Source organism: Pseudoxanthomonas putridarboris (assembly GCF_038321125.1).
Lineage (GTDB): Bacteria > Pseudomonadota > Gammaproteobacteria > Xanthomonadales > Xanthomonadaceae > Pseudoxanthomonas_A > Pseudoxanthomonas_A putridarboris.
The window spans coordinates 419,426-446,034 of sequence record NZ_JBBWWT010000002.1; the positions used below are offsets into that span (position 1 = coordinate 419,426).

The window sequence follows — 26,609 nt, forward strand, 5'->3', positions numbered from 1 at the left end:
GCTCCTCGGTTATTGTCGCGGCCATCATACCGATCGACGAGGCGTGTCCGCGTGGATGGATTGCCGGATGGCCACGGATCGGCGCCGGAGAAGGCGACAAACCGAAACGCACAGGAAGATGGCCGCAAGCAACCCGAAGAGAATCGCGACCAACGCCCAGAGGATGCCCCCGGAAGTCAGGTTGTCTCCCTCCGGAGTGATGCAGCTTGAATTTGCGAGCGCCTCGATGCAGTCCGCATGCTTGAGGTAGCGCTCATGGAATAGCCACCAGAAGAATGTCGAGATGACCGAGAACAGCAGAAAGAGCGACAGCGATTTTGCTGCTTTATCCGGGCGTGTCGTGCTCGTCAAGCGTGCCGCAATGGGTTTGCCTGCCTGCACGAAGATGCGCCCCGGCTGTGCCTGGCAGCGGGCAACAGCCGGACGATACTGGAATCAGCGCGAGAGCATCCGCCTGATGGCTTCCTCGTAGGCGGGCTTCGGGCGTTCGCGTTGCGCCGCCTGGTAGCTGTCCAGCGCCTGTTCGTACTGTCCGGCTTTTTCGTAGAGCATGCCGATGTTGTAGTGGGAGTTGGCGCGGGTGACGTTGGCGTACTGGCCGTCCGCCAGTGCGATGGCCTTGCGCGATGCCCAGATGGCTTCGGCGGCGCGACCCAGCTTCAGATAGGCCAGGCCGAGGTTGCTGTAAGCCTGGCCGAATTCGGGATGGAGGTCGATGGCCTGTCGATAGAGCCGCAGCGCCTCCTCCAGGTTGCCGGCGGCGTAGGCCTGTTCGCCTGCGCGATTCAGGCTTCTGGCCTGGCTCAGGTTGCCTTGGCTGACGACGGCAGCGACAGGCGCTCCGGATCGGCCGCTGCTCACTACGCCGTCGATCCCGGCGGCGTTGCTGCGGATTCCGCGGATCTGGTTGATGTCCTGGAATTCGCCGTTGCCGGTGATGCGGAATACCGACCACAGGTTTCCGGCGATGCCGCGCGGCACGTAGTAAGTGCGCACCAGCGATTCGCCGACATAGACGAAGACCGTGGCCGAGCTGTCGGAAAGCTCTTCGCTCGCCGGTCGGTCGAGGTTGCTGAAATCATGCACCGCGTACTCGTAGGCGATGCCGTTTCCGCTGCGCTGCAGGGTGATCGTTTCCGGCCCGTAGCTGTCCGTATCGTCCACGTCGAGGTTGGCGCCATCGCCCGACTTCTTGCCGAAGTAGACATGGTTGCCCGGAAAGACAAGGTGGGAATCCAGGTCGAGGGGATCGGCCCCCCAGCTGAGCACGACGCGGATGCCGTCGAGCGAATCCATGACCGGGCTGAGCGCATAGGTCAGCCCGTCGCAAGGACACTTGGCCACCAGGTTGGAGTAGCCGGGCTTCTTGATGATGATCAAGGTGCCGGGGTCGCTGGCCCTTGCGGCGTCGATGCCGGCGCGTCCCTGCGCATCGGTGTCCACGCTGACCGAACGGGTGCCGTCCTTCTGCAGGATGACGTTCGCGCCCGCGATCTTCTGATCCTTCACCGTGGCGCTGAGCACCTGCACGCTGCCGTTTTGGGCAGCGGCCGGGGAGGAAAGGAACAGGCAGGCCAGCAGCAACGGCAAAAGAGAACGGGGCATGGTGATCCTCGGCGAGGTGGAGCGAATGTGAGCCGCATCGCGCGAGTGGTGCATGACCGCTGCGGCGTGCCGCGCGGATTCTACGGGCGCCGCACGACCGCTCGACGGGACGTCGTTAATGTGAGTTATCCACCGTTGCGTTCCATCGCGAACGTCTGCATAGCACAGGATGGAACCGGCCCGGGTGTCGCGTTGACGACCCGGATCCTTGTTCGAGAGAGAAAGATGCTAGGGGGTAGAGCCGAGATTGCTCGGCTCCATTGCCACCCGGCGTTTATCTTGTCCGCGCCGTGCCGCGCCACCATAGACGTGCGGCAGAGGCGATGAAGAACGCGCCGCAGCGCGCCCGGCAGGTGAACTACTGGACATCCAGTCCATCCACTTTCTGCCGCGCCCCGATGGCTTGTGGTCGCCGCGAGGACAAACGCGCCGCAGCGCGTCCATGTGGCGAATTATTGGACATCCAATCCATCTACCTTCTGTCGCGCCTCCGTAGTGTGCGGCAGTCGGAGTGAAGAACGCGCCGCAGTGCATGGCGACGGTGAACTACTGGACATCCAATCCATCCACTTTCTGCCAACCACGGGGAAGCAACCCACCACGGCTCGCCCGCGCACCCACATACTCGTCCAGGTCCTTGAACGAGAGGCTCATCGTGCGCTGGCCGCTCTTCACCTGCAGCGTGCCGCCCGGCGACACGGTGGCGATGGCCACCACGCGCTCGGTGCCCAGCTTGGCCTTGGGGATCTCGATGATCTTGTTGCCCTTGCCCTTGTCCAGTTCCGGCAGTTCGCTGACCGGGAAGGCCAGCAGGTGGCCGGCGCTGGTCACCGCGACGATGCGGTCGGCTTCCCTGTTCGGTACGGCGGCAGGTCGCAGCACCTTGGCGCCGGCGGTCAGGTTGAGCATCGCCTTGCCGGCCTTCTGCCGGCTGGTCAGGTTCTCGAAGCGGGTGACGAAACCGTAGCCATGCGACGAGGCCAGCACGAAGCGGGCATCGTTGTCGCCGCTGGCCAGCGCCTGGAACGAAGCGCCCGGCGCCGGCGAGAAGCGGCCGGTCAGCGGTTCGCCATTGCCGCGCGCGGATGGCAGGGTGTGCACCGCGGTGGAATAACTGCGTCCTTCCGAATCGAGGAACGCCACCTGCTGCGTGCTGCGCGAACGCACCGCGCCCAGCAGGCCGTCGCCGTCGCGGTACGACAGCGTGGCCGCGTCCACGTCATGGCCCTTGGCCGCGCGGATCCAGCCCTTCTCCGACAGCACCACCGTCATCGGCTCGCTGGCGACCAGTTCGGTTTCGTCCAGCGCCTGCGCGGCGTCGCGCCGCACCAGCGGCGACATGCGCGCATCGCCGAACTTCTTCGCGTCGGCGGCCAGTTCGTCCTTGATCAGCTTCTTCAGCCTGGCCTTGGAGTCCAGCGTGGCGATCAGTTTTTCGCGCTCGGCGGCCAGTTCGTCCTGCTCGCCGCGGATCTTTATCTCCTCCAGGCGCGCCAGCTGCTTCAGCCGGGTGTCGAGGATGTAGTCGGCCTGTTCCTCGCTCAGCCCGAAGCGGGCGATCAAGGCGGCCTTGGGCTCGTCCTCGGTGCGGATGATGCGGATCACTTCGTCCAGGTTGAGGAACGCGACCAGCAGGCCTTCCAGCAAGTGCAGGCGGCGTTCGACCTTTTCCAGCCGGTGCTTCAGGCGGCGCGTCACCGTGTCGCTGCGGAACGCCAGCCATTCGGCCAGCAGCGTCTTCAGGTTCTTGACCTGCGGACGGCCGTCCAGGCCGATGATGTTGAGGTTGACCCGGTAGCTTTTCTCCAGGTCGGTGGTGGCGAACAGGTGGCCCATCAGCTGTTCGGCGTCCACGCGGTTGGAGCGCGGGATCAGCACCACGCGCACCGGATTGGCGTGGTCGGATTCGTCGCGGATGTCCTCCAGCCACGGCAGCTTCTTGGCGCGCATCTGCGCGGCGATCTGCTCGATGACCTTCGACGGCGACACCTGGTAGGGCAGGGCGTCGATCACCAGGTTGCCGTTGTCCTTGCGCCAGGTGGCGCGCGCGCGGACGCTGCCGTTGCCGGTTTCGTACATCGTGCGCAGGTCGGACGGCGCGGTGATGATCTCCGCGTGGCTGGGATAGTCCGGGCCGCGCACGTGCTCGCACAGGTCGGCGACGGTGGCGTCGGGGTCGTCGATCAGGCGGATGCAGGCGCTGACGATCTCGTTGAGGTTGTGCGGCGGCACGTCGGTGGCCATGCCCACGGCGATGCCGGTGGTGCCGTTGAGCAGTAGGTGCGGCAGGCGCGCCGGCAGCCAGGTGGGTTCCTCCAGCGTGCCGTCGAAGTTCGGCGCCCAGTCCACCGTGCCCTGGCCCAGTTCGCCCAGCAGCACTTCGGCGATCGGGGTCAGCTTGGATTCGGTGTAGCGCATCGCCGCGAACGACTTCGGGTCGTCGGTCGAGCCGAAGTTGCCCTGGCCCTCGATCAGCGGATAGCGGTACGAGAACGGCTGCGCCATCAGCACCAGCGCCTCATAGCAGGCGCTGTCGCCGTGCGGGTGGAACTTGCCGATCACGTCGCCCACGGTGCGGGCGGACTTCTTCGGCTTGGCGGCGGCGTTCAGGCCCAGCTCGCTCATCGAATAGATGATGCGTCGCTGCACCGGCTTCAGCCCGTCGCCGATGAAGGGCAGGGCGCGGTCCAGCACCACGTACATGGAATAGTCCAGGTACGCGCGCTCGGCGTATTCGCGCAGCGGGATCTGCTCGAAGCCGTGGAAGGTGGGGCGGATGGTTTCGGTCATCGGGTGCGTTCGTCTGCAGCAGTCGTGTCCACCGCAATTCTACCCGTCGCCGCGAGGATGCCGATGCCGCCGCATGACGCGGACGGGAGCGCCGGAAACGAAAAACCCCCGCTTTCGCGAGGGTTTATGTGCATTCCCGAGGCTTCGAGAGCCGTGCGGAGAAGCCTACTTGGTGCCCAGGAGAGGACTCGAACCTCCACGGTTTTACCCGCTAGTACCTGAAACTAGTGCGTCTACCAATTCCGCCACCTGGGCAGGTGTGCAGGGCGCGAATTCTGGTGGGTATCGAAAGGATTGTCAACGCCTGTTTTCGCACGGTGTTGTTCAGCCGGGGTGTACCATGCCCGGATGACCAGAAAAACCAAGAGTGGCGGCGGCAAGACGCCGGCCGGCAAGCCCCGCAACCCCGGCGAAGACGCGGCACGCGGCCGCCAGCCCGCGGGTGCGGCCAAGTCCGGCAAGCCGGCGAAGAAGTCGTTGCCCCCGTGGATGCCGGACCTGCCCGCGGACAAGCCGGCACGCGGCCGATCCGCGCCGGCCGCGCGTGGTCCAGCACCCCGGCGCGCACCGTCCGCGAGTGGAGGTGGCGTCCACCACGACCCCCATGCCGCACGCGAAGCCCAACGCTACGAACAGCCGATCGCCAGCCGCGAAGCCATCCTGGCGCTGCTGGAGTCGGCCAATGGCCCGCAGACGGCCGAAGACATCGCCGCTCCGCTGGGCCTGGACGCGCCCGACCGCTTCGAGGCGCTCGGCAAGCGGCTCGGCGCGATGGTGCGCGACGGCCAACTAGTGCAGAACCGCCGCGGCGGTTACGCGCCGGTGGAGCAGACCGACCTGATCGCCGGCGTGGTGATCGCCAACCCGGACGGCTTCGGCTTCCTGCGCCCGGAGGCGGGCGGCGACGACCTGTTCCTGCCGCCGTACGAAATGCGCAAGGTCATGCACGGCGATCGTGCCCTGGCCAACGTCACCGGCATCGACCGCCGCGGCCGCCGCGAAGGCAGCATCGCGCGGGTGCTGGAGCGCGGTCTCAGCCGATTGATCGGCCGTTTCAGCATGGAAGGCGGGATCGCCTACCTGGTGCCCGACGACAAGCGCGTGCAGCGCAACGTGCAGATCCCGCCCGACGCCACCGGTGGCGCCCGCGACGGCCAACTGGTGGTCTGCGAGCTGACCATGGCGCCGGACACGCGCCGCCCGCCGATCGGCCGCATCATCGCGGTGCTGGGCGACAAGCTGACGCCCTCGCTGGTGGTCGAAGCGGCCATCCATGGGCACGAGATCCCGCACGAGTTCCCGCAGGAAGTATTGGACCAGGCCGCGGCGGTGCCGCTGGTGGTCGAGGAGAAGATGATCGGCGGGCGCGTGGACCTGCGCGACATGCCGCTGGTCACCATCGACGGCGCCGACGCCAAGGATTTCGACGACGCGGTGTATTGCGAAAGCAACCGCCAGGGTTTCCGGGTGAAGAACCGCCAGGGCTACCGGCTGGTGGTGGCCATCGCCGACGTGTCGCATTACGTCAAGCCGGGCACGCCGCTGGACGACGAGGCGCAGAAGCGCGCCACCTCGGTGTATTTCCCCGGCTTCGTCGTGCCGATGCTGCCCGAGACGCTGTCCAACGGCATCTGCTCGCTGAATCCGAACGTGGACCGCATGTGCTTCGTCTGCGACATGCAGGTCAACAGCGAGGGTGAGGTCACCCAGTCGAAGTTCTACGAGGCGGTGATGCGCTCGCACGCGCGCCTGACCTACGACCAGGTGTGGAGCGCGGTCGGCGAGAACGATGCCGACGCGCGCGGCGCCATCGGCAAGCTGTTGCCGCAGGTCGAACGCCTGTACGAGCTGTACCACCTGCTGGCCAAGGCGCGCGAGAAGCGCGGGGCGATCGAGTTCGAAACCTCGGAAGTGCGCTTCGTGCTGGACAACCGCGGCGAGGTCACCCAGGCCGGCATGCTGCAGCGTAACGACGCGCACAAGCTGATCGAGGAATGCATGATCGCGGCCAACGTGGAAGCGGCCAAGTACCTGCTCGGCGCGCACATTCCCGCGCCGTACCGCGTCCACGACAAGCCGCCGGAATCCAAGTACGCCGACCTGCTGGAGTTCCTGAAGGAATTCAAGCTCAGCATGCCGGCGTGGGCCAAGGTGCAGCCGCGCGATTTCACCCAGCTGCTGAAGAAGGTCCGCGAACGCCCCGACGTGGCGTTGCTGGAATCGGTGGTGCTGCGCAGCCAGAGCCTGGCCGTGTACACGCCGGACAACGCGGGCCACTTCGGGCTGGCGCTGGCGGCGTACGCGCATTTCACCTCGCCGATCCGGCGCTATCCCGACCTGCTGGTGCACCGGGCGATCAAGTACGCGCTGACGAAAGGCAAGCCCGACAAGTTCCTGTATTCGGCGCGCGAGATGGCGGCATTGTCGCTGCAATGTTCCGAACGTTCGCGCCGCGCCGACGAGGCCGAGCGCGAGGTGGACGAGCGCTACCGCGCGGCCTGGATGGAACAGCACGTCGGCGGGCAGTTCGACGGCGTCATCAGCGGCGTCACCAGCTTCGGCCTGTTCGTCGAGCTGGACGAATCCAAGGTCAACGGGCTGGTCCACGTGACCCAGCTGCCGCACGACTATTACCATTTCGACCCCATCCGCAAGACTCTGGCCGGCGAACGCCGCGGCATGGCGTTCCGGCTGGGCGACCGCGTGCGGATCGTCGTGCTGAAGGCCAGCCTGGAGGAACGCAAGATCGACTTCCGCCTGGTCGACGACAAGGATAGTGGCGCGGCACCGCCGCCGCCCCGCGGACAGCCTGCCAAGCGCAGGAAAAAGAACTACTGATCGAAGAAAGCCTGTGGGAGCGGCCTATGGCCGCGATGCTTTTCCTGCACGCCCAATCGCGCCCTGGGGCGCCCCTACCATTGTTGCAGCGACAGATGAGCAAACAGAACCAGTGGATCGTCGGCGTCAACGCGGTGGCTTCGGCCATCGAGAACGATGCCGGGAACGTGCGCGAAGTCCTGGTCGAAGGCGGCAGCAAGAATCCCCGCCTGACCGAGATCGAAGAGAATGCCCGTCGCAAGGACATCGAGGTGCGTCGCGTCACCGCGCAGGCGTTGAGCGGCGTGGCCGGTTCGTTGCGACATCAGGGCGTGGCCGCGCGCTATGCGGCGGCGAAGACCTGGGACGAGGGCGAGCTGCCGGCGCTGGTGGAAGCCGCCGAAGGCAAGGCGCTGGTGCTGGTGCTGGACGGTGTGCAGGACCCGCACAACCTGGGCGCCTGCCTGCGCAGCGCGGCGGCGGCCGGCGTCACCGCGGTGGTGTTCCCCAAGGACAAGTCGGTCGGCATCAACGCCACCGTGCGCAAGACCTCGGCCGGCGCGGCCGACCGCATCCCGGTGTTCGCGGTGACCAACCTGTCGCGCTGCCTGCGCGACCTGCAACAGCTGGGTGTGTGGATCTACGGCCTGGCGGGCGAAGCCGAGGCCTCGCTGTACGCCACCGACCTGCGCGGCAACGTGGCGCTGGTGCTGGGCGGCGAAGGCGACGGCATGCGCCGGCTGACCCGCGAGCATTGCGACGGACTGGTGAAGATCCCGATGCCGGGTGACATCGAGAGCCTCAACGTCTCGGTCGCCACCGGCATCACGCTGTTCGAAGCGGTGCGCCAGCGTACCGCGGGGTAGCGTCCGCATGCTGGGCGGGCATGCAGGTCCGATTCGTTCCCTGCGTGCACGTGCCTGGCGGCTGGCGTCGTCGATCCTGCCGCATGCAGGCGATGATTGCCGCTAAGGCGTCACCGTCTCTTCGCTACGGGACGCGTTCATAGCGGCCTGGGCCACGCATTGACGATCTTGCAGAACAGCCGCGCGGTCTGCTCGGCGTCGTAGACGGCCGAGTGCGCGTCGTCGGAATTCCACTCGAAACCCGCCGCTTGCACGGCACGCGCCAATACGGTCTGGCCGTAGGCCACGCCGGCCAGCGTGACCGTGTCGAACACGCTGAAGGGGTGGAACGGGTTGCGCTTGTGCGCCACGCGCGCGACTGCGGCGTTGAGGAAGTTGAGATCGAAGTGCGCGTTATGGCCGACCAGGATCGCGCGCTGGCAGCCGTGCTTCTTCACCGCCGCGCGGACCGGGGCGAACACGTGGTCCAGCGCGTCCTTCTCGTGCTTGGCGAAACGGAACGGATGGTCCAGGTCGATGCCGGTGATCTCCAGCGATTTGGGATCGATCTCGGTGCCGGGCGCCGGGTGCAGGTGCACGCTGGAGGTGGTGCCCAAGACCAGCAGGCCGTTCTCGTCCAGTTCCAGCGGCACCGCGGCCAGTTCCAGCAGGGCATGCCGGTTCCAGTCGAAGCCGCCGGTCTCCACGTCCACCACCACGGGCAGGTAGCCGCGGAAGCGCTGGGCCATCGGAGTGGTGCGGGACGGTTCGGTGGCGTTTTCCATGCGCGACAGCGTAGCAGAGGCCGCAGGTCCTTCCCCGGCTGGCGGCCGAACGAAGGCCGCCAGATTCTTGTGGGAGCACTTAAGTCGCGATAGCCGTTGGTGGTGCACGATGACGAACGCGTCGCAGCGCGCCTGGGTGGTGAACGACTTTTTGCCGTGACGGGTTCCCTGTCGCGACTGACGTTGCTCCCACATGGGTGGGTTCAGGCAGGGCGGGTACCCAGCACGGTGCCTTCCTCGCGCATGCGCTCCAGCATGGCGGTGCCGTGGACGAGGAAGTCCGCGACGTCTTCCGTGCCCGCTTCGGCGGCCAGCGCGCGCAAGGTCGCTTCGCCGGTGGCGCCGCCCTGGCCCAGCCGTTCCACCAGCCGGTAGACCAGCGGCGATATTTCCGCGAAGCGCACCTGCTGCGTGGCGTCGCGACGGACCAGTACCAGCGTGGGCGCGGGCGGCGGCGCGGTAGGCTGGAAGCCGGGGCCGATCCGGTGGACCGGCCATTGGTAGGCCAGCGCCCACGCGAACGGCGACAGCACCGGTATGCCTGCGAGAAGATCGCCATTAGGGTCGTGCGTGGGTACGGCATCGTCGGCGATCTGCAGCGCCAGTTCCACCCATTCGTAGTGGGCCAGTTCCATCAGCCAGGCGGGCAGGTCGCCCGCCGATCCGGCACGCGCCTCCAGGTAACGGATGAATTCGCGCGCCAGTTCCGGGAACAGCGGCGTGCGGCTGCGATGGTCGGCATAGAAGCGGCGCACCAGCGCGTGCCAGCGTTCATCGCCCAGCGTCTTGCGGATGACCGGGAAGTTTCCGGCCAGCAGGCCTTCGATGTTGTTGTAGAACAGGTCGCGGTAGATCGCCAGCCGGCGGTCCTCGATGCCGGGCGGTGGCGGATTCGCCTGCGGGTCGCGCAGGTGGCGCGACAGCGCGAACTGTTGCTCGCGCAGCGTGTCAGCCATGCCGGGTCTTCGGCGTGGCGGTGGCGGTCGCTTGCTGGGCGAGGCGGATGCGCCGCACTTCGTCCAGCAGTTCGGCGATGGGCGGGAAGTTGAAGTCGCGCTCCAGCAGCGTCGGGCGCACGCCGTGCTGGCGATAGGCGGCCTCGAGCAGGGCCCAGACGTCGTCCTTCACCGGCGCGCCGTGGGTGTCCACCTTGAGATCGTCGGCTTCGTCGTAGTGGCCGGCGATGTGGTACGAGACGATGCGCGAGGACGGCATGCGGGCGAGGAATGCGCGCGCGTCGTAACCGTGGTTGATCGCGTTGACGTGGATGTTGTTGACGTCCAGCAACAGGTCGCAGTCGGCTTCGGCCAGCACCGCGTTGACGAAGTCCGCTTCGTCCATCGCCTGGTAGGGCGCGGCATAGTAGGACACGTTTTCCACCGCGATGCGCCGGCCCAGCGTGTCCTGCGTCTGGCGGATGCGCGCGGCGACGTGGCGCACGGCTTCCTCGGTGAACGGGATCGGCATCAGGTCGTACAGGTGGCCGTCGTCGGCGCAGTAGCTCAGGTGTTCGCTGTACAGGCCGACGTCGTGCTGGTCCAGGAAGCGGCGCGTGCGGGCCAGGAAGGTATCGTCCAGCGGCGCCACGCCGCCCAGCGACAGCGACAGGCCATGGCAGGTCAGTGGATGGCGGCTGGAAAGCGTCGCCAGCGCCTCGCCGTAACGCCCGCCCACGCCGATCCAGTTGTCCGGCGCGCATTCGAGAAAATCGAACGCGCCCGCCGGCGCGGCCAGCAGATCGTCCAGCAGGCCGCGTCGCAGGCCGAGGCCGGCGGAGGCGTGGGGCAGCGGGAGGGCGGTCATGGCGGTGTGTGCGGCAGGTGGTTTCTGGTTCTCGGTTCCTGGTTCCTGGACCCACTTTTACCAAGAACCCAGAACCAGGAACCAGAAACCCGGGACCCGGCCCCTCCCTCCTCAGCGGGGAGAGGGAGACGGATCACCGGCATGCAGGGATCAGATCGAACCGCCGCACTTGCCCTCGCCGCATTTGCCTTCTCCACACTTGCCCTCGCCGCCCTTGGCGTCGCTGTGGGCCTTGTGCTCGTCGGCATCGATGAAGCCGTCCTGGTTGGTGTCGATGTCGGCGAATTTGGCGGCCTGCTCGGGGTGGGCGGCGGCGAACTCGGCCTGCGAGATCTTGCCGTCCTTGTCGGTATCGGCCTTGGCCAAGCCGCATTTGCCTTCACCACACTTGCCTTCGCCCGCCTTGGCGGCCTCGTCCGCGGACAGCAGGTAACCCTGCGCCATCGGCTGCATGGCGAACGCGGAGCCGGCCAGGGCGATGCCGCCGGCCAGGGCGATGGCGATGGCGGCGGGCTTGGTGGGCGTCTTGGACATCGTGGTTTCTCCAGTGGAAGTGCGGAAGCCCGCACGGGAAAAGTGGCGCCAGTGTAGTCGGAAGTCGTTAGCCGTTCGTATGCACGGGTTGCGAAACAGGAACGCCCCGCCGGTGGGCCGGCGGGGCGTTCCATGTTGCGGTGCGGGATGATGTTTCAGACGGAGCCGGTGGTATTGGTCTCGTCGCGCTTGTCGCGCGGGGGCAGCGGCTGGTCGCCGTGGACCAGGAACCAGACGTTCTCGGCGATGTTGGTGGCGTGGTCGCCGATGCGTTCCAGGTTCTTGGCCATGAACAGCAGGTGCGTGCACGGCGTGATGTTGCGCGGGTCTTCCATCATGTAGGTCAGCAGTTCGCGGAACAGCGCGGTGTAGTGCGCGTCCAGTTCGGCGTCGCGCTCGCGCACCTGCACGGCGGACTCGGCGTCGCCGTTCTGGTAGGCGGTCAGCGCGTCGCGGACCTGGCGCACGGCCAGCTTGCCCAGCGCGCGCAGCCCGGTGATATGCGGCATGGGCGGCGAGACGTTCAGGGCGATGGAACGCTTGGCCACGTTGGCGGCGTAGTCGCCGATGCGCTCGATGTCGGAGGGAATGCGCAGGCCGGCGAGGATCTCGCGCAGGTCGCGCGCCATCGGGCCGCGCAGCGCCAGGTGCATCACGTCGTGGCTGACCTGGTGCTCGATGGCGTCGATGGCCTCGTCGTTGGCGATGATGCGCTGGGCGGCCTTGTCGTCGCGGCGTTCCACCACGTCCAGAGCCGCTTCCAACTGCGCCACGGCGGTCTCGCCCATGCGCACGATCTCGCCCATGATGCGGCGCTGTTCTTCGTCGTAGCTCTTCACGATGTGCTCATGTGGTTGGGTGTTCATGGGAATCGGTCCTGGAAAGCGGTGGAATTCGGATGGCTTCGAGGCTGCCATCCCTGGCGCGACAATACGATCGCCGGATGCCCCGGCCCGGCCATCCGTGGCCGGGCGTTCGGCAGGCCGCGCGGCAGTGCCGCGCAAGCAGCCTGCCTCACCCGAAACGTCCTGTGATGTAGTCTTCGGTCTGCTGCTTGTTGGGTTTGGAGAAGATCGTCGCGGTGACGTCGTGCTCGATCAGTTCGCCCAGGTACATGAAGGCAGTGAAGTCCGAGACGCGCGCGGCCTGCTGCATGTTGTGGGTGACGATGGCGATGGTGTACTCGTGCTTCAGCTCCTCGATCAACTGTTCGATCTTGCTGGTCGAGATGGGGTCCAGCGCCGAGGTCGGTTCGTCCAGCAGGATCACGTCCGGGCGCAGCGCCACCGCGCGCGCGATGCACAGGCGCTGCTGCTGGCCGCCGGACAGGCCCAGCGCGCTCTGCTTCAGCTTGTCCTTGGCTTCGTCCCACAGCGCGGCCTGGCGCAGCGCCTGCTCCACGCGGTTGTCCGTGTCCGCCTTGCTCAGGCGCTCGTGGTGGCGGATGCCGTAGGCGACGTTCTCGTAGATGGTCATCGGGAACGGCACCGGCTTCTGGAACACCATGCCCACCTTGCTGCGCAGGCGGTTCATCGGGTACTTGCTGTCCAGGATGTTCTCGCCGTCCAGCAGCACCTGTCCCTTGGCGTGCAGCTTGGGGTAAAGCGAGTAGATGCGGTTGAAGACGCGCAGCAGCGTGGACTTGCCGCAACCGGACGGGCCGATCAGCGCGGTCACGCGCTTCTCGGGGATCTCCAGGTTGATGTTCTTCAGCGCATGGTAGTCGCCGTAGTAGAAATCCAGGTCCTTCGCGGCCAGCTTCACTTTCGCCGGCGCGGCGTGTTCATCATTGCGCTGGGTGGCAACGACCGAGATTCGGGCCGCGTCATTCATGGGTCACCTTGTTTCGAAGAAGGATGGTTCGCGCGATCAGGCTCAGGATCAGCACCAGTGCCGTCACCAGGAAGGCGCCGGCCCAGGCCAGCGAGTTCCAGGAGTCGTAGGGGCTCATCGCGTATTGGAAGATCACCATGGGCAGGTTGGCCATGGACTGGTTGAGGTTCGTGCTCCAGAACTGGTTGTTGAACGCGGTGAACAGCAACGGCGCGGTTTCGCCGCTGATGCGCGCCAGCGCCAGCAGGATGCCGGTGACGATGCCCGGCAACGCCGAGCGCATCAGCACCTGGGTGATCACCTTCCATTGCGGCACGCCCAGCGACAGCGCGGCCTCGCGCATCTGCTGCGGCACCAACCGCAGCATCTCGTCGGTGGTGCGCACGATCACCGGCAGGGCGATGAAGGCCAGCGCCACCGCGCCCGCCCATGCCGAGTAGTGGCCCATCTGCGCCACCATCACGGTGTAGATGAACAGGCCCAGCACGATGGACGGCGCCGACAGCAGGATGTCGTTGACGAAGCGGACCGTTTCGCCCAGCCAGTGCTTGTTGGCGTACTCGGCCAGGTACGTGCCGGCGGCGATGCCGATAGGCGTGCCCAGCAGGATCGCCAGCAGGCTGATCACCACGCTGCCGAACAAGGCATTGGCCAGGCCGCCCGGTTCGTTCGGCGGCGGCGTCATCTGGGTGAACAGGTCCAGGTTCAGGCTGCTCATGCCCTTGGTGATCGTGGTCCACAGGATCCAGACCAGCCACATCAGGCCGAAGATGGCCGCGGCGATGGACAGCGTCAGCGCGACGGCGTTCTTGACCTTGCGCCACGTGTACAGGGAAGTGGACATCAGTTGCCCTCCCGCTTGGCCAGCTGGCGCAGCATCAGGCGGGCGGCGGCCAGCACGATGAAGGTCAGCACGAACAGGGTGAAGCCCAGCAGCAGCAGCGCGCCCTTGTGCAGCGGATCGGTGGCTTCGGCGAACTCGTTGGCGATGGTGGCCGCGATGGAGGTGCCCGGTTCCAGCAGCGCCGCGCTGATGGTGTAGGCGTTGCCGATCACGAAGGTCACCGCCATGGTTTCGCCCAATGCGCGGCCCAGGCCGAGGAACACGCCGCCGATCACCGCCGAGCGCGTATAGGGCAGCACCACGTCCCACACCACTTCCCACTTGGTGGAACCCAGCGCGTAGGCCGATTCCTTCAACCGGCCCGGCACGGTCAGGAACACCTCGCGCATCACCGACGAAACGAACGGGATCACCATGATCGCCAGCACCAGGCCGGCGGTCATCATGCCGATGCCCAGCGGCGGGCCGGACAGCACCCTGCCGATCAGCGGCAGCTGGCCCAGGTTGTCGTTGACCCACGGATAGACGTGTTCGCTCAACTGCGGCGCCAGTACGAACAGGCCCCACATGCCGTAGATGATCGAGGGAATGCCGGCCAGCAGCTCGATGGCCATGCCGACCGGGCCGCGCATCCAGCCCGGCGCCACCTCGGTCAGGAACACGGCGATGCCGAAGCTCACCGGCACCGCGATCAGCATGGCGATGCCGGCGCTGACCAGGGTGCCGAACACCGGCACCAGCGCGCCGAACTCGCGCGTGCCGACGTTCCATTCGGTGCTGGTGAAGAAACCCAGGCCGAAGGTCTGCAGGGCTTCGCGGCCGCCCCACAGCATCGACAGTGCGGCGGCCACCAACGAAATCAGGACGAACAGGCCGGCACCGGTCATTGTCCAGCGGAACAGCTTGTCGGAGCGCGCGTCACGCGTGGTGCGCACGTCCGACAGGGAGGCGGGGAGGGCGGTGGCGTTCATGCAACCCGGAAGAGAGAGGAAGGGGCGGGGTGGTGGTTCAGGAGGTTCAAGTGCACGATGCGGGGGTTACCGCGTGATGACAGCGGGCCGTTCCGGAGAGCGGCCCGCCGTTCCGCGCCGTCAGAGCTTGATTTCGGTGCTCCAGTACTGCTCGATCTGGCCCACCAGTTCCGGCGGCAGCGGCACGTAGTCCAGTTCGTTGGCCTGCGCCTGGCCCTGTTCGTAGGCCCACTTGAAGAAGTCCAGGGTGTGCTTGGCGCGCGCCGCGTCCTTGGGCTGCTTGTAGACCAGGATGAAGTTGGTGGCGGTGATCGGCCACGCCTGTTCGCCCGGTGCGTTGGTGATGACCAGGTCGAAGTCCTTGGCATTGGCCCAGTCGGCGCTGGCGGCCGCGGCGGCGAAGCTTTCGGCGGTGGGCTGCACGAAGTTGCCGGCCGCGTTCTGCAGCGAGGCGTACGACATGTTGTTCTGTTCGGCGTAGGCCAGTTCGACATAGCCGATCGAGCCCTTCAGCTGGCGCACGTAGGCGGCCACGCCCTCGTTGCCCTTGCCGCCCACGCCGCCCGGCCAGTTGACCGAGGTGCCTTCGCCCACCTTGTCCTTCCAGTCCGGGCTGACCTTGGACAGGTAGTTGACGAAGTTGAAGGTGGTGCCCGAGCCGTCGGAACGATGCACGGTGTTGATCTTGTCCGTGGGCAGGGTGACACCGGGGTTCAGCGCGGCGATGGCCGGGTCGTTCCAGGTGGTGATCTTGTGCAGGAAGATGTCGGCCAGCACGCTGCCGCTGAGCTTCAGCTCGCCCGGCTGCAGGCCCGGCACGTTGATGACCGGCACCACGCCGCCGATCACCGACGGGAACTGGCCCAGGCCGGCCTGCGCGAGTTCCTCGGAGGACAGCGGCTTGTCGGACGAGCCGAAATCGACCGTGGCCGCCTTGATCTGGGCGATGCCGCCGCCCGAACCGATGGACTGGTAGTTGATCTTCGCGCCGGTGGCCCGGTTGTAGTCCGTGGACCAGCGGGCCATCAGCGGATAGATGAAGGAAGCGCCGGCGCCGGTGATCTCGGCCGTGATCCTTTCCGCGCTGTCGCTGGCGGCGGTCGAGGCGGCTTCGCTGCCGGCCGTGGCCGGGGCATCGGCGGACTTGCCGCCGCAGCCAGCGACGAACAGGGCGGTGCCCAGGGCGAGGGCGGCGAGGCGGTATGGCGTATGGACGGGCATGGACAGGCTCCTGGAGCGTCGCGTGTGTGATCCATGCTATGAAATGATGTTTTTGTTACGGCGTGATGACATGTCGGTCTCAGCCTTCCATGCGACGGGAATGACTGCCGTGTAGGCAAAAAAAGTATCTGCAAGCCTGGAGCCCCCCGTTCGAGTACGCGGCAGGCTCTTCTCCCGGTCAACAGGGAGGGGGAAGGGCAGGCCCTGCGCCGATTCGGATACGCATAAAAAAGCGGGCCCGAAGGCCCGCCTGCAATTGGATCCAGTGGAGGTTGGAGCTGCCCGCCATCCCCGCCCGCGCCGGGAGAGGAGGCGCGGGCGGGGAGTTGTTGATCAGTACTTCAGGTTCTGCGTCCAGTAGGCTTCGATCTGACGGACCAGTGCGTCCGGCAGCGGCACGTAGTCCAGCGACTTGGCCTGCTCGTCGCCATTGGCGTAGACCCAGCGGAAGAAATCGCGCGCGTCCTTGTTGTTCTTCTTCGGCTGCTTGTACACCAGGATGAAGTTGGTGGCGGTGATCGGCCAGGAATTGGTGCCCGGGGCGTTGGTCATCACCAGGTAGAAGTCCTGGGACTTGCCCCACTCGGCGCTGGCGGCGGCGGCGGCGAAGGTTTCCTCGCTCGGCGCGACGAAGTTGCCGGCGGCGTTCTTCAGGCTGGCGTAGGCCATCTTGTTCTGCAGCGCGTAGGACAGTTCGACGTAGCCGATGCCGCCCTTGATCTGCTTCACATAGGCGGCCACGCCTTCGTTGCCCTTGCCGCCCACGCCGGTCGGCCACTGCACGCTGGTGCCTTCGCCGACCTTGCTCTTCCACTCCGGGCTGATCTTCGACAGGTAGTTGACGAAGTTGAAGGTGGTGCCCGAACTGTCCGAACGGCGCACCACGGTGATGCGCTGCGCCGGCAGGGCCAGGCCCGGGTTGAGCGCGGCGATCGCCGGGTCGTTCCAGGTCGTGATGGTGCCCAGGAAGATGTTCGCCAGCGTCGGGCCGTCCAGCTTCAGCTGGCCCGGCTGCAGGCCGGCGACGTTCAGCACCGGCACCACGCCGCCGATCACCGACGGGAACTGCGCCAGGCCGTACTTGGCCAGTTCTTCCGGTTTCAGCGGGGCGTCGGACGAGCCGAAGTCCACCGTGCCGGCCTTGATCTGCGCGATACCGCCACCCGAACCGATGGACTGGTAGTTGACGCGGTTGTTGGTGGCCTTGGCGTATTCCGCCGACCACTTGGTCATCACCGGATACACGAACGACGCACCGGCGCCGGTCACGTCGGCGGCCATGGCTTGCGCCGAGAAGGCCGAAGCGAGGGCCAGCAGCGCCACGCGGGATTTGAACGAGTTGAACACGGGAATCTCCTGGGAGAAGGCAGGGTGGAACGGCACGGGCGTGCCCGTTGGCTGACCATTGCACGACGTTTGTGTGACAGCTCCGTGTCGGCATTGCGACAGTCGCGTGACGTGGGGAGCCTGCCTGCCTCACGTGCGCGGGGCACCCATCGAGGCCGGCTGTTGGAAGGGGTACACGGTGCGCTTCCTCCGTTTCCCGCATCGCTCCCTACCTTATATAGATAGGGGTGGAATGGGTCGGCGCGGGCCAGGCCGATGGATGCCGATGACCGCGCATCTCGCCACCCTGTGGTGGCGACGGGCGGGAGTCGCCATTCGATGGGCGGCGCATCTCGTTGGCATGGCCGGGCTGGGGCGGTCATGAGGCGGACTTCAAGCGCAGGCAAGCTGGCTGCCACGGGAATCCTGCCGGCGCAGCATCCAGCCGGCCGGTGGAAACGTGATGAATATCAATTGTCATATTTCAGTCACCAAACTCACATCTGGCTGTCAGATTTGGTCCCCATCCTTAGCGCATCTTTGACGGGCGCTTAATGATTTCCTAAGGGAGTCGGAGGCCCGCAAAGCGTGCGCACATCTTTCTAGTCCACCTTTGGAGAGTCCTCCCATGCGTTATTCCCTCTTGGCCGCCGCGCTTGCCGTCGCCATGGGCAGCACCAGCTTTTCGGCATCCGCCGCCGACAACCGTGACCAGCAGATCGCCGAATTGAGGGCGCAGCTGGAAGCCATGCAGGCCAAGTTGCTGGAGTTGGAGGAGCGCACCGACGCGCAGTCCGACGTCAACGTGGACACGGCGCAGCAACTGGACAAGCTCAACACCGGCTCGCCGAAGATCGACACCAAGGGCGGCATCAAGGTGACCTCGGCCGACGGCAAGTTCGAAGCCAATATCGGCGGCCGCGTCCAGTTCGACACCTACGCGTTCGACCGCGACCTGGTCGGCACCACCGGCGGCACCGAATTCCGCCGTGCGCGCCTGACCCTGAGCGGCAAGGCCTACGGCTGGGAATACAAGGTGGAGCAGGATTTCGCCGCCGGCACCAACCTCGACGGCATGCGCGACGTCTACATCGCCAAGTCCGCGCTGGGCGGCAAGTTCACCATCGGCCACTTCAAGCCGTACCGTGCGATGGAAGAACTGACCAGCTCGAACGAAATCCTGATGATGGAACGTCCGTTCGCCACGGCGACCGGCCTGTTCAGCGGCCGCCAGTTCCAGCAGGGCGTGGGCTACCTGCGCGCCGGCGACAACTACACCGCCGGCCTCAGCGTGTTCAACCTGCGCGGCGCCGCCGGCGCACGCAACGAGGGCGTCGGCACCGCCGGCCGCGTGACCTACGCGCCGATCAACAACGACAACAACACGCTGCACTTCGGCGCCTGGTACAGCTACGAGAACGCCAACAACGGTTCGGCCGACCTGACCTCCACGTTCAACTACGCCGGCCGTCGCGGCCCGGCGCAGACCATCGCCACGGTGACCGGCGCCAGCCGCAACGACATCAGCGTGTACGCACTGGAAGCCGCCGGCTCGTTCGGCCCGGCATTCTTCCAGGCCGAGTACGCCGATGCGACCTTCGGCCAGCCGCTGGGCCGCGATCAGGACGTGACCACGTACTACGTGCAGGGCAGCCTCATGCTCAACGGCGGCCACAAGGGCTACAAGCCGGCCACGGGCTTCTTCGGTTCGCCGAAGGTCACCGACAAGGGCCTGTGGGAGCTGACCGCGCGCTACGACTACGCCGAGAACGAGACGCTCAACCGCGAAGTCACCAGCTGGATCCTCGGCATGAACTACTACGTCAACCCGAACCTGCGCTTCATGTTCAACTACACGAAGGGCGACAACGAAGTCACCGGCGACGAGACCGCCCAGTACGCACTGCGCACGCAGTTCAGCTGGTAAGCACAGCACTGCACGCGACACGGAAAGCCCCGGGCATGCCCCGGGGTTTTTCGTTGGAGAGCAACGTGGGCGCGATGCTCTCCGTTCGATGTGCGCTGTAGGAGCGGCTTCAGCCGCGACCGGAAAACGAAATAGCCTTCAGCCACGGATTGGCGCGGATCAAGGCGGATCAAGGCAAACGCGTTATCCGTGTTGATCCGTGTCCTCGGCTTTTCCTGATTTCCGGTCGCGGCTGAAGCCGCTCCTACAGGATGTCTCGGTGCCGCAGGTCGAGGATGTGACGGCCTCAGGCCGTCTTGTCCTTGAACCGGCAGATGTCGCGGATGACGCATTGCGGGCAATCCGGCTTGCGTGCCTTGCAGACATAGCGGCCGTGCAGGATCAACCAGTGATGCGCATCCTGCATGAACTCCGCCGGCACCACCTTCACCAGCTTCTCCTCCACCGTGCGTACATCTTTGCCCGGCGCCAGTCCGGTGCGGTTGGCGACGCGGAAGATATGCGTGTCCACCGCGATGGTCGGTTCGCCGAAGGCGGTGTTGAGCACGACATTGGCGGTCTTGCGGCCCACGCCGGGCAGCGATTCCAGCGCCTCGCGCGAGCGCGGCACTTCGCCGCCGTATTTTTCCAGCAGGATCGTGCAGGTGGCGATGACGTTCTTCGCCTTGGCGTTGAACAGGCCGATGGTGGCGATGTACTTCTTCAACCCGTCCTCGCCCAGCGCGAGGATCGCCGCGGGCGTATTGGCGATCGGGAACAACCTGCGCGTGGCCTTGTTGACGCCCACGTCGGTGGCCTGCGCGGACAGCGTCACCGCCACCAGCAGCTCGAACGGCGTGCGGTATTCCAGTTCGGTGGTCGGATGCGGGTTCAATTCGCGCAATCGCGAGAACAGTTCCACCACTTCCTCGCGCTTCAGCGTGGCGCTGCGCCGGGGCGTGGCGGTCATCGCTTCATCCGCTCCGCCGCCCTGGCCTTGGCGCGCGCCAGGATCTCGGCCGCCGCAGTGGGCAGGGCCGGCGCCTGCGCGGCGGCGGCTTGCGGCGCGGCTGCCAGGCGGCGCGCTTCGCGTTCGGCGGCGCGCCGTGCCAGGCGCGCGTTGCGCTGGCGGTGGCGTTCGCGCGCCTCCCACGCGGTGCGCAGGCGCGCCTGCGCCTGCAGCAGGGTGTCGACTGTCGAGCGATCGATGCCGTCGCAGCCGGTGCAGGGCGCATAGGTCATCAATCCGGCCTCGATGGCGGCATCCAGGTCGTCGGCGGCCACCAGCGCATGCAGGCGGCGCGCGTGTTCGCAGTCGGGGCAGGTGGCGTGCGTCATGCTGGCGATACCCGGTCCCCGTGTTCAGTGGCCGGTGAAGGCCGGCTTGCGCCGTTCCAGGAACGCGCGCGTGCCTTCGCGCATGTCGTCGGTGGCGAACATCAGGCCGAACTGCGCCGACTCGTACTGCAGGCCTTCCTCGATGGCGCATTCGCCGCCCACGTTGACGACGTCCAGCGTGGCGCGCAGCGCCAGCGGCGCGGACGCGGCCAGTTGCTCGGCCAGCTTCTGCGTTTCGGCTTCCAGTTCGGCGGCCGGCACCACGCGATTGACGATGCCCAGCTGCAGGGCGCGCTCGGCGGTGATCGGCGTTCCCAGCAGGCACAGTTCCAGCGTCGCCGCGCGGCCGGCCAGGCGCAGCAGGCGCTGGCTGCCGCCGAAGCCGGGGATCAGGCCCAGGTTGATTTCCGGCTGGCCGAGCTTGGCGGTGTCGGCGGCGATCCGCAGGTGGCAGCCCATCGCCAGTTCCAGCCCGCCGCCCAGGGCGAAACCGTTCACCATCGCGATGACCGGCTTGGGCAGGGTTTCGATGGTGCGCATCAGTTTCTGGCCGCGCAGCGAGAAATCCCGGCCCTCGGTGGCGCGCAGATCGGCCATTTCGGCGATGTCGGCCCCGGCCACGAAGGCCTTCGGGCCGGCTCCGGTCAGCACGACCACCCGGATCGCCGGGTCCTGCGCGGCCTGTTCGAAGGCGGCGCGCAGGGCGTCGAGGGTGGCGGCATCGAGGGCGTTGAGCTTGTCGGGGCGGTTGACGGTGATGCGGCGCACGGCGCCGGCATCGGTGACGAGGACAGGGGATTCGGACATGGGTTCTTCGCTGGAAAATGTAAATATTAAGTGAAGCGGGAACTCTTCACGGGGTGGCCGGTCACACTGGGCCGTCGTCAGTGGCGGTTAAGCGCCCCGGCGGCTATCCTAGCGCGTCCATTCCAGGCGGTATCGCCGCCCCTTGCCACCACCCGGAGATTGTTTTGATGAAGTTGCGTTCGTTAGTGGTCGCTGTTGCGGCATTCGCCATGGCCGGTAGCGCCCTGGCCCAGGACACCACGTCCGAAAAGGGCAAGCTGAGTTACTACTTCGGCTATGACTACGGCAACAATCTGGCGGAACTGACGGCCCGCGGCGAGCAGTTGGACGTCAACTCGGTGGTCAAGGGCCTGCAGGATGCGTTCGCCAAGAAGGAGCCGGCGCTCACCGCCGACCAACTGAAGCCCGCGCTGGAAGCCTTCCAGAAGCGCGAGCAGGCCCGCGCCCAGCAGGCCAAGGCCGAGTACGACAAGGTCGCGGCCGAGAACAAGACCAAGAGCGATCAGTTCCTGGCGCAGAACAAGGCCAAGCAGGGCGTGCAGTCGCTGCCCAGCGGCGTGCAGTACCGCGTGATCGAAGTCGGCAACGGCGCCAAGCCCACGCAGGCCAGCACCGTGCAGCTGGAAGTGGCCGGCCCGTATCCATTCGGCCAGAAGCCGGCCGAAGCGCGCCCGCCGCAGCAGATGAACGACCTGAAGCTCAGCGCCGTCGAGATGCAGGCCATGCGCGAAGTGCTGCTGCAGATGCCGGCCGGCTCCAAGTGGGAAGTCGCCCTGCCGCCGGACCAGGCCTACGGCGCCGACCCACGCACCGGTTTCCCGCCGAACCTGGCGGTGGTCTTCGAAATCAAGCTCGTCAGCGTCAAGTGACGCAACGGCGCGGGCGCATAGCGCCCGCCCTTGCCGTTGCGTCATCCCCGCGCAGGCGGGGATCCAGAGCCCTTGCCGTTGCGTCATCCCCGCGCAGGCGGGAGACGCTGTTCAACCGCCGAATGGCGGGTCATCCAGCGCCTTGGCTTTTGTCTTACGTGTACGACCCTGCGCCGGCCCAAAGCCGGCGCAGTGCTTTTTGCGGAGGGCGCACCGGGATTGCGCTAACCTCCGCAGGTGTCCGAGAACATGAATACCGCATTCCGCGCCGTGCTCAGCCCGTGCATCGGCGTCTGCAAGCTGGACGATGACGGGCTGTGCGAGGGCTGCCTTCGCACCACTTCGGAAATCGCGCGCTGGTCGCAGATGAACGATGACGAACGCCTGCGTCTGATGGAAACCGTGCTGCCGGGCCGCGAACGCGCGCGGCAGGCGCTGGACCTGCGCCTGCCCGAACGCGACCGCCTGCGCCGCGCACTGTATCCATTGGATGCCGTGCCCGTCGGCGCCGGCTGGAACCACGATGAACTGGTCGACCTGCTGCCGCCCGGCCCGCTGGCGCAAGCCGCGGTGCTGGCCGGCCTGGTGCCGCGCGCGCAGGGCACGCAGGTGCTGCTGACGCGCCGTACCGACGGCCTGCGCCACCATGGTGGGCAGGTGAGCTTTCCGGGAGGGCGCATGGAGCCTTCCGATGCCGATGCCGTGGCGGCCGCGCTGCGCGAAAGTCGCGAGGAGATCGCGTTGCTGCCTTCGCAGGTGATGCCGCTGGGGTTCCTGGACCCGTTCACCACCGTCAGTGGCTTCCGCGTGATGCCGGTGGTGGCGGTGATCGATCCGGACTACGTCCCCACGCCGGAGCCGAACGAAGTCGCGGACGTGTTCGAGGTGCCGCTGGAATACCTGCTGTCGCCGGACAACCTGCGCCGCGTGGAAGTGGATTACCGTGGCCGCCGCCGCGCGGTGCTGGAATACAACTGGCCTGGCCAGCGCATCTGGGGCGCCACCGCCTCGATCCTGTTCAACCTGCGGCAACGCCTGGAGGGACTGGCATGAACCGGACATCGCTGGTCGGCGTGGACGAACTGGCGGCGTCGCTGGCGGACCCGCGGCTGCGCATCGTCGATGCGCGCTTCGCCTTGACGGACCCGTCGGCAGGCCGCGCCGGTTACCTGCAATCGCACCTGCCGGGCGCCGTGTACGCGGATCTCAACGAAGACCTTTCGGATCTGGCGAAGACCGGGCAGGGACGCCATCCCTTGCCCGACGATGGCGCGTTCGCCCGTCGCCTGGGCGAGTGGAGCATCACGCCCGCGCACCAGGTCGTGGTCTACGACGCCGGCGATGGCAGCATGGCCGCGGCGCGCCTGTGGTGGATGTTGAAACTGCTGGGCCATGATCGCGTCGCCGTGCTGGACGGCGGATTGGCCGCATGGCGTGCGCAGGGCCTGGCGGAGACGGCCGAACTGCCTCGCCTGCCGGCGGCGCCCGCCTACCCCTCCCGCTTCAATGGCCGCCTGATCGCCGATGCGGACGAGGTGCAGGCGCGCCTGGACGAGGACAGCGGCTGGCTGTTCGACGCGCGCGCCAGCGAGCGCTTCCGCGGCGAAGTGGAGCCCATCGATCCGGTGGCCGGCCACGTGCCCGGCGCGGTCAATCGCCCCTATGCGCAGAACCTGCGTGAAGGGCGCTTCAAGCCCGCGGACGAACTGCGGACGGAACTGTCGGCGCTGCTGGCCCATCGCCAGCCCGCCGACACCGTGCTGATGTGCGGCTCCGGCGTCACCGCCTGCCACCTGCTGCTGGCCTTCGAACATGCCGGTCTGCACGACGCACGCGTGTATGCGGGCTCGTGGAGCGAATGGATCAGCGATCCGTCGCGGCCGGTCGCGCGCGGCGACTGAGGCCACCGCGATGCGCGATGGTCATCCGGCGCATCGCATTCGGTCATTTCACATGACGCGCGAAGTCGTCTAGGGTTGTGGGACTTCGTCCTTTCCGGCACCCCGCGCATGAGATCGATCCTGTTCCCGGCCCTGGCCGCTCTGTCCGTATCCCTGCTGGGCGGCTGTTCGCGCGAAGAGGCGGCGGTGCCTACGGCTGCGGTCCCGGTGGAAACCGTGCAGGAAGCCGATCCGGCCTATCTGGCCTCGATCGAACAATGGCGCAGCGAGCGTGCGGACAGATTGCGCGATCCGGACGGCTGGTTGAGTTTCGCCGGTTCCGGGCAGGTGGCGGTGGGCGCGCACAGCGTCGGCAGTGCGCGGGACGATGCCATCGTGCTGCCGAAGGGCCCGGCGAAGTGGGGCGTACTGCACCTGTCGGCGGACGGTGGCCTGCGTTTCGATGCCGCGCCGGAAAGCGGCCTGACCATCGACGGCAAGACATTCGGCTCGGCGCCATTGCTGACCCAGCGGGACGAAGGCGGCCCGACCCGCATCGCCGCCGGCCGGCAGTATTTCTACGTGGTGAAGACCGGCGACCTTTACGGCTGGCGCTTCCGCGACCCGGAATCGCCGGCGCTGCAGGCGTTCGCCGGCATCCCGCATTTCCCCGTCGACCGCGCGTGGCGCATCGAGGCGGACTGGCGGCCGTATCCGGCGTTGCGGACCCTGCAACTGGTGACCACCAACGGCACGCTGGAACCGGCCGATGTGCCGGGCCAGGCCGAGTTCGAGCGCGACGGCAAACGCCATGTCCTGTTGCCGGTCGTGCAGGAGGACAGCGAGCAGTTGTTCTTCATCATTGCCGACCGCACCAGCGGCAAGCAGACCTACGGCGGCGCCCGTTTCCTCTACGCCGACCCGCCGCGCGACGGCAGGATCGTGCTGGACTTCAACAAGGCGCAGAATCCGCCCTGCGCGTTGAACGGGCATGTCGTATGCCCTACCGCGCCGCCGGAGAACCGCCTGGATCTGGCGGTGGCGGCCGGCGAGCAGACCTACCCGCTCGCGCATTGACACACACCGTGTCGCGGGACGCCGCGCCTACTTGTTGAGCCTGGCGATCAGCGCCTTCAGCGCGGCCTGCGTGTCGGGCGCGTGCCAGGCATCGACGAAACGGTCGAGCTGGATCAGGTCCGGGTCCAGCGCTTCCACCAGGTCGCGACGGGCGATGGCGCGGGTCTGCAGCATCGGGTGGTGCGGCAGGCGGAGCAGTTGCTCCAGCCAGTCCACGGCGCGCGCGGTGACCTCGGCTTGCTCGGCCAGTTCGTCCACCAGTCCGATCTCGAGCGCGCGCTCGGCGGGCACCATTTCACCGGCCACCAGCAGGCGCTCGGCGCGATACGGGCCGACCATGCGGCGCATCAACCGCTGGATACCTTCCGGCACCACCAGGCCTACCTGGGTTTCGTTGAGGCCGATGGCGAACGGCCGCGCCGGGTCCACGCTGCGCGCCATCACGCGATAGTCGCAGCACAGGGCCAGTACGCAGCCGCCGGCCGGCGCATGGCCGGCCATCGCAGCCACCACCGGCACCCGCGATTCGGCCAGCGTGCGCGCCGCGCCGAAGAACGCCTGCCAGGCATCGAGCAGCGCATGGCGGTCGTCGCCCAGCGACAGCAGGTAGGGCACGTCCATGCCGGCGGAGAAGATCTTCGGGTTGCCGGCCAGCACGATGCCGCGCACGCCATCGTCCATGGCGCGGTTGATCGCGTCGATCAGCGCGCGGCACAGCTCTGTATTCAACGCATTGACCGGTGGGCGGGCGAGGCGGATCTCGCGGATGTCGCCGTGGTCGGTCGTTTCGATGAGGCCGGTCATTCACCATCTCCCTGAGGTCAGGCCGGTATCATAGGCGCATGAACCGACGCATCGAAACGACCTGCCTGCTGGCCCTGCTGATGGTGCCGTTGGCGTCCGCCTCCGCGGCCGAGTGCCTGCCGGAAGTGCGGGATGCCTGGGTGCGCCTGCCGCCCGCGGCCATGCCGATGATGGCGGGCTTCGCCCGCATCGAGAATCCCTGCGACACGCCGGTCACGGTGGTCGGCGCCGACAGCCTGGCCTTCGCCGACGTGTCCTTGCACGAGACGCGCGAAGAGAACGGGGTCAGCCGCATGCGCGAAGTGGACGCGTTGCCGATCGCGCCAGGCAAGGCCGCCGAACTCAAGCCCGGCGGCCTGCACCTGATGCTGCACGGCCCCTATCAGCCGCTCGCGGAGGGCGAGAAGCCGGTGATCACGCTGAAGCTGGCCGATGGCCGCACGCTGCCGGTGGTCTTCGAGGTGCGCAAGACGGCGCCCTGACGTAGGGTGCGCCCCGGCGCACCATCACGATGATGGATCGAAAGCGGTGCGCCAGGGCGCACCCTACGTCAT

25 protein-coding genes and 1 tRNA gene are annotated in these 26,609 nt (G+C 67.0%); 8 read left to right on the plus strand and 18 right to left on the minus strand.

Features of this window, described 5'->3' with window-relative positions; genetic code table 11:
- Positions 1 to 24: 24 nt before the first annotated feature.
- The 4 genes from AAD027_RS05920 to AAD027_RS05935 all read right to left on the minus strand — a co-directional run bounded on the left by AAD027_RS05920 (position 25) and on the right by AAD027_RS05935 (position 4,650).
- A complete protein-coding gene (locus AAD027_RS05920; RefSeq protein WP_341725091.1) occupies positions 25 to 381 on the minus strand; it encodes a hypothetical protein in 357 nt (118 codons plus the stop codon).
- Between the two features lie 54 nt (positions 382 to 435).
- Positions 436 to 1,605 carry a tetratricopeptide repeat protein gene (locus AAD027_RS05925; RefSeq protein WP_341725092.1) on the minus strand — a complete coding sequence of 390 codons (1,170 nt, stop codon included), beginning with the start codon at positions 1,603 to 1,605 and terminating at the stop codon, positions 436 to 438.
- A 546-nt stretch (positions 1,606 to 2,151) separates the two neighbouring features.
- On the minus strand, positions 2,152 to 4,395 hold the full coding sequence (gene parC, locus AAD027_RS05930; protein ID WP_341725093.1) for a DNA topoisomerase IV subunit A: 2,244 nt from the start codon (positions 4,393 to 4,395) through the stop codon (positions 2,152 to 2,154).
- A gap of 170 nt (positions 4,396 to 4,565) precedes the next feature.
- A tRNA-Leu gene (locus AAD027_RS05935) sits at positions 4,566 to 4,650 on the minus strand.
- A gap of 93 nt (positions 4,651 to 4,743) precedes the next feature.
- On the opposite strand from AAD027_RS05935, the gene rnr reads away from it, so the two are divergent.
- The gene (gene rnr, locus AAD027_RS05940) at positions 4,744 to 7,233 is read left to right on the plus strand and encodes a ribonuclease R (RefSeq protein ID WP_341725094.1); all 2,490 of its coding nucleotides are present in this window, start codon (positions 4,744 to 4,746) and stop codon (positions 7,231 to 7,233) included.
- A 95-nt stretch (positions 7,234 to 7,328) separates the two neighbouring features.
- The gene (gene rlmB / locus AAD027_RS05945; protein WP_341725095.1) at positions 7,329 to 8,078 is read left to right on the plus strand and encodes a 23S rRNA (guanosine(2251)-2'-O)-methyltransferase RlmB; all 750 of its coding nucleotides are present in this window, start codon (positions 7,329 to 7,331) and stop codon (positions 8,076 to 8,078) included.
- 137 nt (positions 8,079 to 8,215) lie between these two features.
- On the opposite strand, the gene rnt is transcribed toward rlmB, so the two are convergent.
- The 10 genes from rnt to pstS (AAD027_RS05995) all read right to left on the minus strand — a co-directional run bounded on the left by rnt (position 8,216) and on the right by pstS (AAD027_RS05995) (position 17,395).
- Positions 8,216 to 8,842 (minus strand): ribonuclease T, encoded by a 627-nt coding sequence (gene rnt / locus AAD027_RS05950; protein WP_341725096.1) that lies wholly within the window; start codon positions 8,840 to 8,842, stop codon positions 8,216 to 8,218.
- A 203-nt stretch (positions 8,843 to 9,045) separates the two neighbouring features.
- Positions 9,046 to 9,798, minus strand: a complete 753-nt coding sequence (locus AAD027_RS05955; protein ID WP_341725097.1) for an HvfC family RiPP maturation protein — start codon at positions 9,796 to 9,798, stop codon at positions 9,046 to 9,048.
- Positions 9,791 to 10,645, minus strand: coding sequence for an HvfB family MNIO-type RiPP peptide maturase (locus AAD027_RS05960; protein WP_341725098.1), 855 nt, complete (start codon positions 10,643 to 10,645; stop codon positions 9,791 to 9,793). Before AAD027_RS05960 ends, AAD027_RS05955 begins: the two co-directional genes overlap by 8 nt.
- 150 nt (positions 10,646 to 10,795) lie before the next feature.
- Positions 10,796 to 11,179 (minus strand): HvfA family oxazolone/thioamide-modified RiPP metallophore, encoded by a 384-nt coding sequence (locus AAD027_RS05965; RefSeq protein WP_341725099.1) that lies wholly within the window; start codon positions 11,177 to 11,179, stop codon positions 10,796 to 10,798.
- 155 nt (positions 11,180 to 11,334) lie between these two features.
- Positions 11,335 to 12,045, minus strand: coding sequence for a phosphate signaling complex protein PhoU (phoU, locus tag AAD027_RS05970; protein ID WP_341725100.1), 711 nt, complete (start codon positions 12,043 to 12,045; stop codon positions 11,335 to 11,337).
- 148 nt (positions 12,046 to 12,193) lie between these two features.
- Entirely contained in the window at positions 12,194 to 13,012 is an 819-nt protein-coding gene (gene pstB / locus AAD027_RS05975) for a phosphate ABC transporter ATP-binding protein PstB (RefSeq protein WP_341725101.1), read from the minus strand.
- Entirely contained in the window at positions 13,005 to 13,856 is an 852-nt protein-coding gene (gene pstA / locus AAD027_RS05980; RefSeq protein ID WP_341725102.1) for a phosphate ABC transporter permease PstA, read from the minus strand. The genes pstB and pstA overlap by 8 nt, the downstream gene beginning before the upstream one ends.
- On the minus strand, positions 13,856 to 14,827 hold the full coding sequence (gene pstC, locus AAD027_RS05985) for a phosphate ABC transporter permease subunit PstC (RefSeq protein ID WP_341725103.1): 972 nt from the start codon (positions 14,825 to 14,827) through the stop codon (positions 13,856 to 13,858). The genes pstA and pstC overlap by 1 nt, the downstream gene beginning before the upstream one ends.
- A gap of 120 nt (positions 14,828 to 14,947) precedes the next feature.
- Positions 14,948 to 16,048, minus strand: a complete 1,101-nt coding sequence (pstS, locus tag AAD027_RS05990) for a phosphate ABC transporter substrate-binding protein PstS (RefSeq protein WP_341725104.1) — start codon at positions 16,046 to 16,048, stop codon at positions 14,948 to 14,950.
- Positions 16,049 to 16,381: 333 nt separating this feature from the next.
- Positions 16,382 to 17,395 carry a phosphate ABC transporter substrate-binding protein PstS gene (gene pstS / locus AAD027_RS05995; RefSeq protein WP_341725105.1) on the minus strand — a complete coding sequence of 338 codons (1,014 nt, stop codon included), beginning with the start codon at positions 17,393 to 17,395 and terminating at the stop codon, positions 16,382 to 16,384.
- A gap of 607 nt (positions 17,396 to 18,002) precedes the next feature.
- Here pstS (AAD027_RS05995) and AAD027_RS06000 point away from each other — a divergent pair.
- Positions 18,003 to 19,301 (plus strand): OprO/OprP family phosphate-selective porin, encoded by a 1,299-nt coding sequence (locus AAD027_RS06000; RefSeq protein WP_341725106.1) that lies wholly within the window; start codon positions 18,003 to 18,005, stop codon positions 19,299 to 19,301.
- A gap of 286 nt (positions 19,302 to 19,587) precedes the next feature.
- Here AAD027_RS06000 and nth read toward each other — a convergent pair whose 3' ends face one another.
- Genes nth through AAD027_RS06015 form a run of 3 tightly spaced genes read right to left on the minus strand, consistent with a single transcriptional unit; the run spans position 19,588 to position 21,425 of the window.
- Entirely contained in the window at positions 19,588 to 20,250 is a 663-nt protein-coding gene (nth, locus tag AAD027_RS06005) for an endonuclease III (RefSeq protein WP_341725107.1), read from the minus strand.
- Positions 20,247 to 20,618: a hypothetical protein gene (locus tag AAD027_RS06010; protein WP_341725108.1), complete on the minus strand. Its 372-nt coding sequence runs from the start codon at positions 20,616 to 20,618 to the stop codon at positions 20,247 to 20,249. Before AAD027_RS06010 ends, nth begins: the two co-directional genes overlap by 4 nt.
- Positions 20,619 to 20,642: 24 nt before the next feature.
- Complete coding sequence (locus tag AAD027_RS06015; protein ID WP_341725109.1) at positions 20,643 to 21,425, minus strand: enoyl-CoA hydratase/isomerase family protein; 783 nt, start codon at positions 21,423 to 21,425, stop codon at positions 20,643 to 20,645.
- Between the two features lie 167 nt (positions 21,426 to 21,592).
- Here AAD027_RS06015 and AAD027_RS06020 point away from each other — a divergent pair, with 167 nt between their 5' ends.
- From AAD027_RS06020 to AAD027_RS06035, 4 genes are all read left to right on the plus strand, one after another.
- Positions 21,593 to 22,294, plus strand: a complete 702-nt coding sequence (locus AAD027_RS06020) for an FKBP-type peptidyl-prolyl cis-trans isomerase N-terminal domain-containing protein (RefSeq protein ID WP_341725110.1) — start codon at positions 21,593 to 21,595, stop codon at positions 22,292 to 22,294.
- A gap of 249 nt (positions 22,295 to 22,543) precedes the next feature.
- The gene (locus AAD027_RS06025; RefSeq protein ID WP_341725111.1) at positions 22,544 to 23,347 is read left to right on the plus strand and encodes a CoA pyrophosphatase; all 804 of its coding nucleotides are present in this window, start codon (positions 22,544 to 22,546) and stop codon (positions 23,345 to 23,347) included.
- Positions 23,344 to 24,195 (plus strand): sulfurtransferase, encoded by an 852-nt coding sequence (locus AAD027_RS06030; RefSeq protein WP_341725112.1) that lies wholly within the window; start codon positions 23,344 to 23,346, stop codon positions 24,193 to 24,195. The genes AAD027_RS06025 and AAD027_RS06030 overlap by 4 nt, the downstream gene beginning before the upstream one ends.
- A gap of 108 nt (positions 24,196 to 24,303) precedes the next feature.
- On the plus strand, positions 24,304 to 25,251 hold the full coding sequence (locus AAD027_RS06035; RefSeq protein WP_341725113.1) for a DUF1684 domain-containing protein: 948 nt from the start codon (positions 24,304 to 24,306) through the stop codon (positions 25,249 to 25,251).
- Positions 25,252 to 25,278: 27 nt separating this feature from the next.
- Here the strand turns inward: AAD027_RS06035 and AAD027_RS06040 are convergent, their stop codons facing one another.
- A complete protein-coding gene (locus AAD027_RS06040; protein WP_341725114.1) occupies positions 25,279 to 26,055 on the minus strand; it encodes an enoyl-CoA hydratase/isomerase family protein in 777 nt (258 codons plus the stop codon).
- Between the two features lie 38 nt (positions 26,056 to 26,093).
- Between AAD027_RS06040 and AAD027_RS06045 the strand changes: the two genes are divergently transcribed.
- Entirely contained in the window at positions 26,094 to 26,537 is a 444-nt protein-coding gene (locus AAD027_RS06045; RefSeq protein ID WP_341725115.1) for a copper chaperone PCu(A)C, read from the plus strand.
- Positions 26,538 to 26,609: the final 72 nt, after the last annotated feature.

Coding starts and splice junctions, on each gene's coding strand:
- pstS (WP_341725104.1), bottom strand. CDS start 16,048: ATGCCCGTCCATACGCCATACCGCCTCGCCGCCCTCGCCCTGGGCACC.
- pstA (WP_341725102.1), bottom strand. CDS start 13,856: ATGTCCACTTCCCTGTACACGTGGCGCAAGGTCAAGAACGCCGTCGCG.
- rlmB (WP_341725095.1), top strand. CDS start 7,329: ATGAGCAAACAGAACCAGTGGATCGTCGGCGTCAACGCGGTGGCTTCG.
- AAD027_RS06015 (WP_341725109.1), bottom strand. CDS start 21,425: ATGTCCGAATCCCCTGTCCTCGTCACCGATGCCGGCGCCGTGCGCCGC.
- rnt (WP_341725096.1), bottom strand. CDS start 8,842: ATGGAAAACGCCACCGAACCGTCCCGCACCACTCCGATGGCCCAGCGC.
- AAD027_RS06020 (WP_341725110.1), top strand. CDS start 21,593: ATGAAGTTGCGTTCGTTAGTGGTCGCTGTTGCGGCATTCGCCATGGCC.
- AAD027_RS05955 (WP_341725097.1), bottom strand. CDS start 9,798: ATGGCTGACACGCTGCGCGAGCAACAGTTCGCGCTGTCGCGCCACCTG.
- pstC (WP_341725103.1), bottom strand. CDS start 14,827: ATGAACGCCACCGCCCTCCCCGCCTCCCTGTCGGACGTGCGCACCACG.
- AAD027_RS05925 (WP_341725092.1), bottom strand. CDS start 1,605: ATGCCCCGTTCTCTTTTGCCGTTGCTGCTGGCCTGCCTGTTCCTTTCC.
- phoU (WP_341725100.1), bottom strand. CDS start 12,045: ATGAACACCCAACCACATGAGCACATCGTGAAGAGCTACGACGAAGAA.
- nth (WP_341725107.1), bottom strand. CDS start 20,250: ATGACCGCCACGCCCCGGCGCAGCGCCACGCTGAAGCGCGAGGAAGTG.
- AAD027_RS06000 (WP_341725106.1), top strand. CDS start 18,003: ATGCGTTATTCCCTCTTGGCCGCCGCGCTTGCCGTCGCCATGGGCAGC.
- AAD027_RS06025 (WP_341725111.1), top strand. CDS start 22,544: ATGAATACCGCATTCCGCGCCGTGCTCAGCCCGTGCATCGGCGTCTGC.
- parC (WP_341725093.1), bottom strand. CDS start 4,395: ATGACCGAAACCATCCGCCCCACCTTCCACGGCTTCGAGCAGATCCCG.
- rnr (WP_341725094.1), top strand. CDS start 4,744: ATGACCAGAAAAACCAAGAGTGGCGGCGGCAAGACGCCGGCCGGCAAG.
- AAD027_RS06030 (WP_341725112.1), top strand. CDS start 23,344: ATGAACCGGACATCGCTGGTCGGCGTGGACGAACTGGCGGCGTCGCTG.
- AAD027_RS06035 (WP_341725113.1), top strand. CDS start 24,304: ATGAGATCGATCCTGTTCCCGGCCCTGGCCGCTCTGTCCGTATCCCTG.
- AAD027_RS06045 (WP_341725115.1), top strand. CDS start 26,094: ATGAACCGACGCATCGAAACGACCTGCCTGCTGGCCCTGCTGATGGTG.
- AAD027_RS05960 (WP_341725098.1), bottom strand. CDS start 10,645: ATGACCGCCCTCCCGCTGCCCCACGCCTCCGCCGGCCTCGGCCTGCGA.
- AAD027_RS06010 (WP_341725108.1), bottom strand. CDS start 20,618: ATGACGCACGCCACCTGCCCCGACTGCGAACACGCGCGCCGCCTGCAT.
- AAD027_RS06040 (WP_341725114.1), bottom strand. CDS start 26,055: ATGACCGGCCTCATCGAAACGACCGACCACGGCGACATCCGCGAGATC.
- pstB (WP_341725101.1), bottom strand. CDS start 13,012: ATGAATGACGCGGCCCGAATCTCGGTCGTTGCCACCCAGCGCAATGAT.
- AAD027_RS05965 (WP_341725099.1), bottom strand. CDS start 11,179: ATGTCCAAGACGCCCACCAAGCCCGCCGCCATCGCCATCGCCCTGGCC.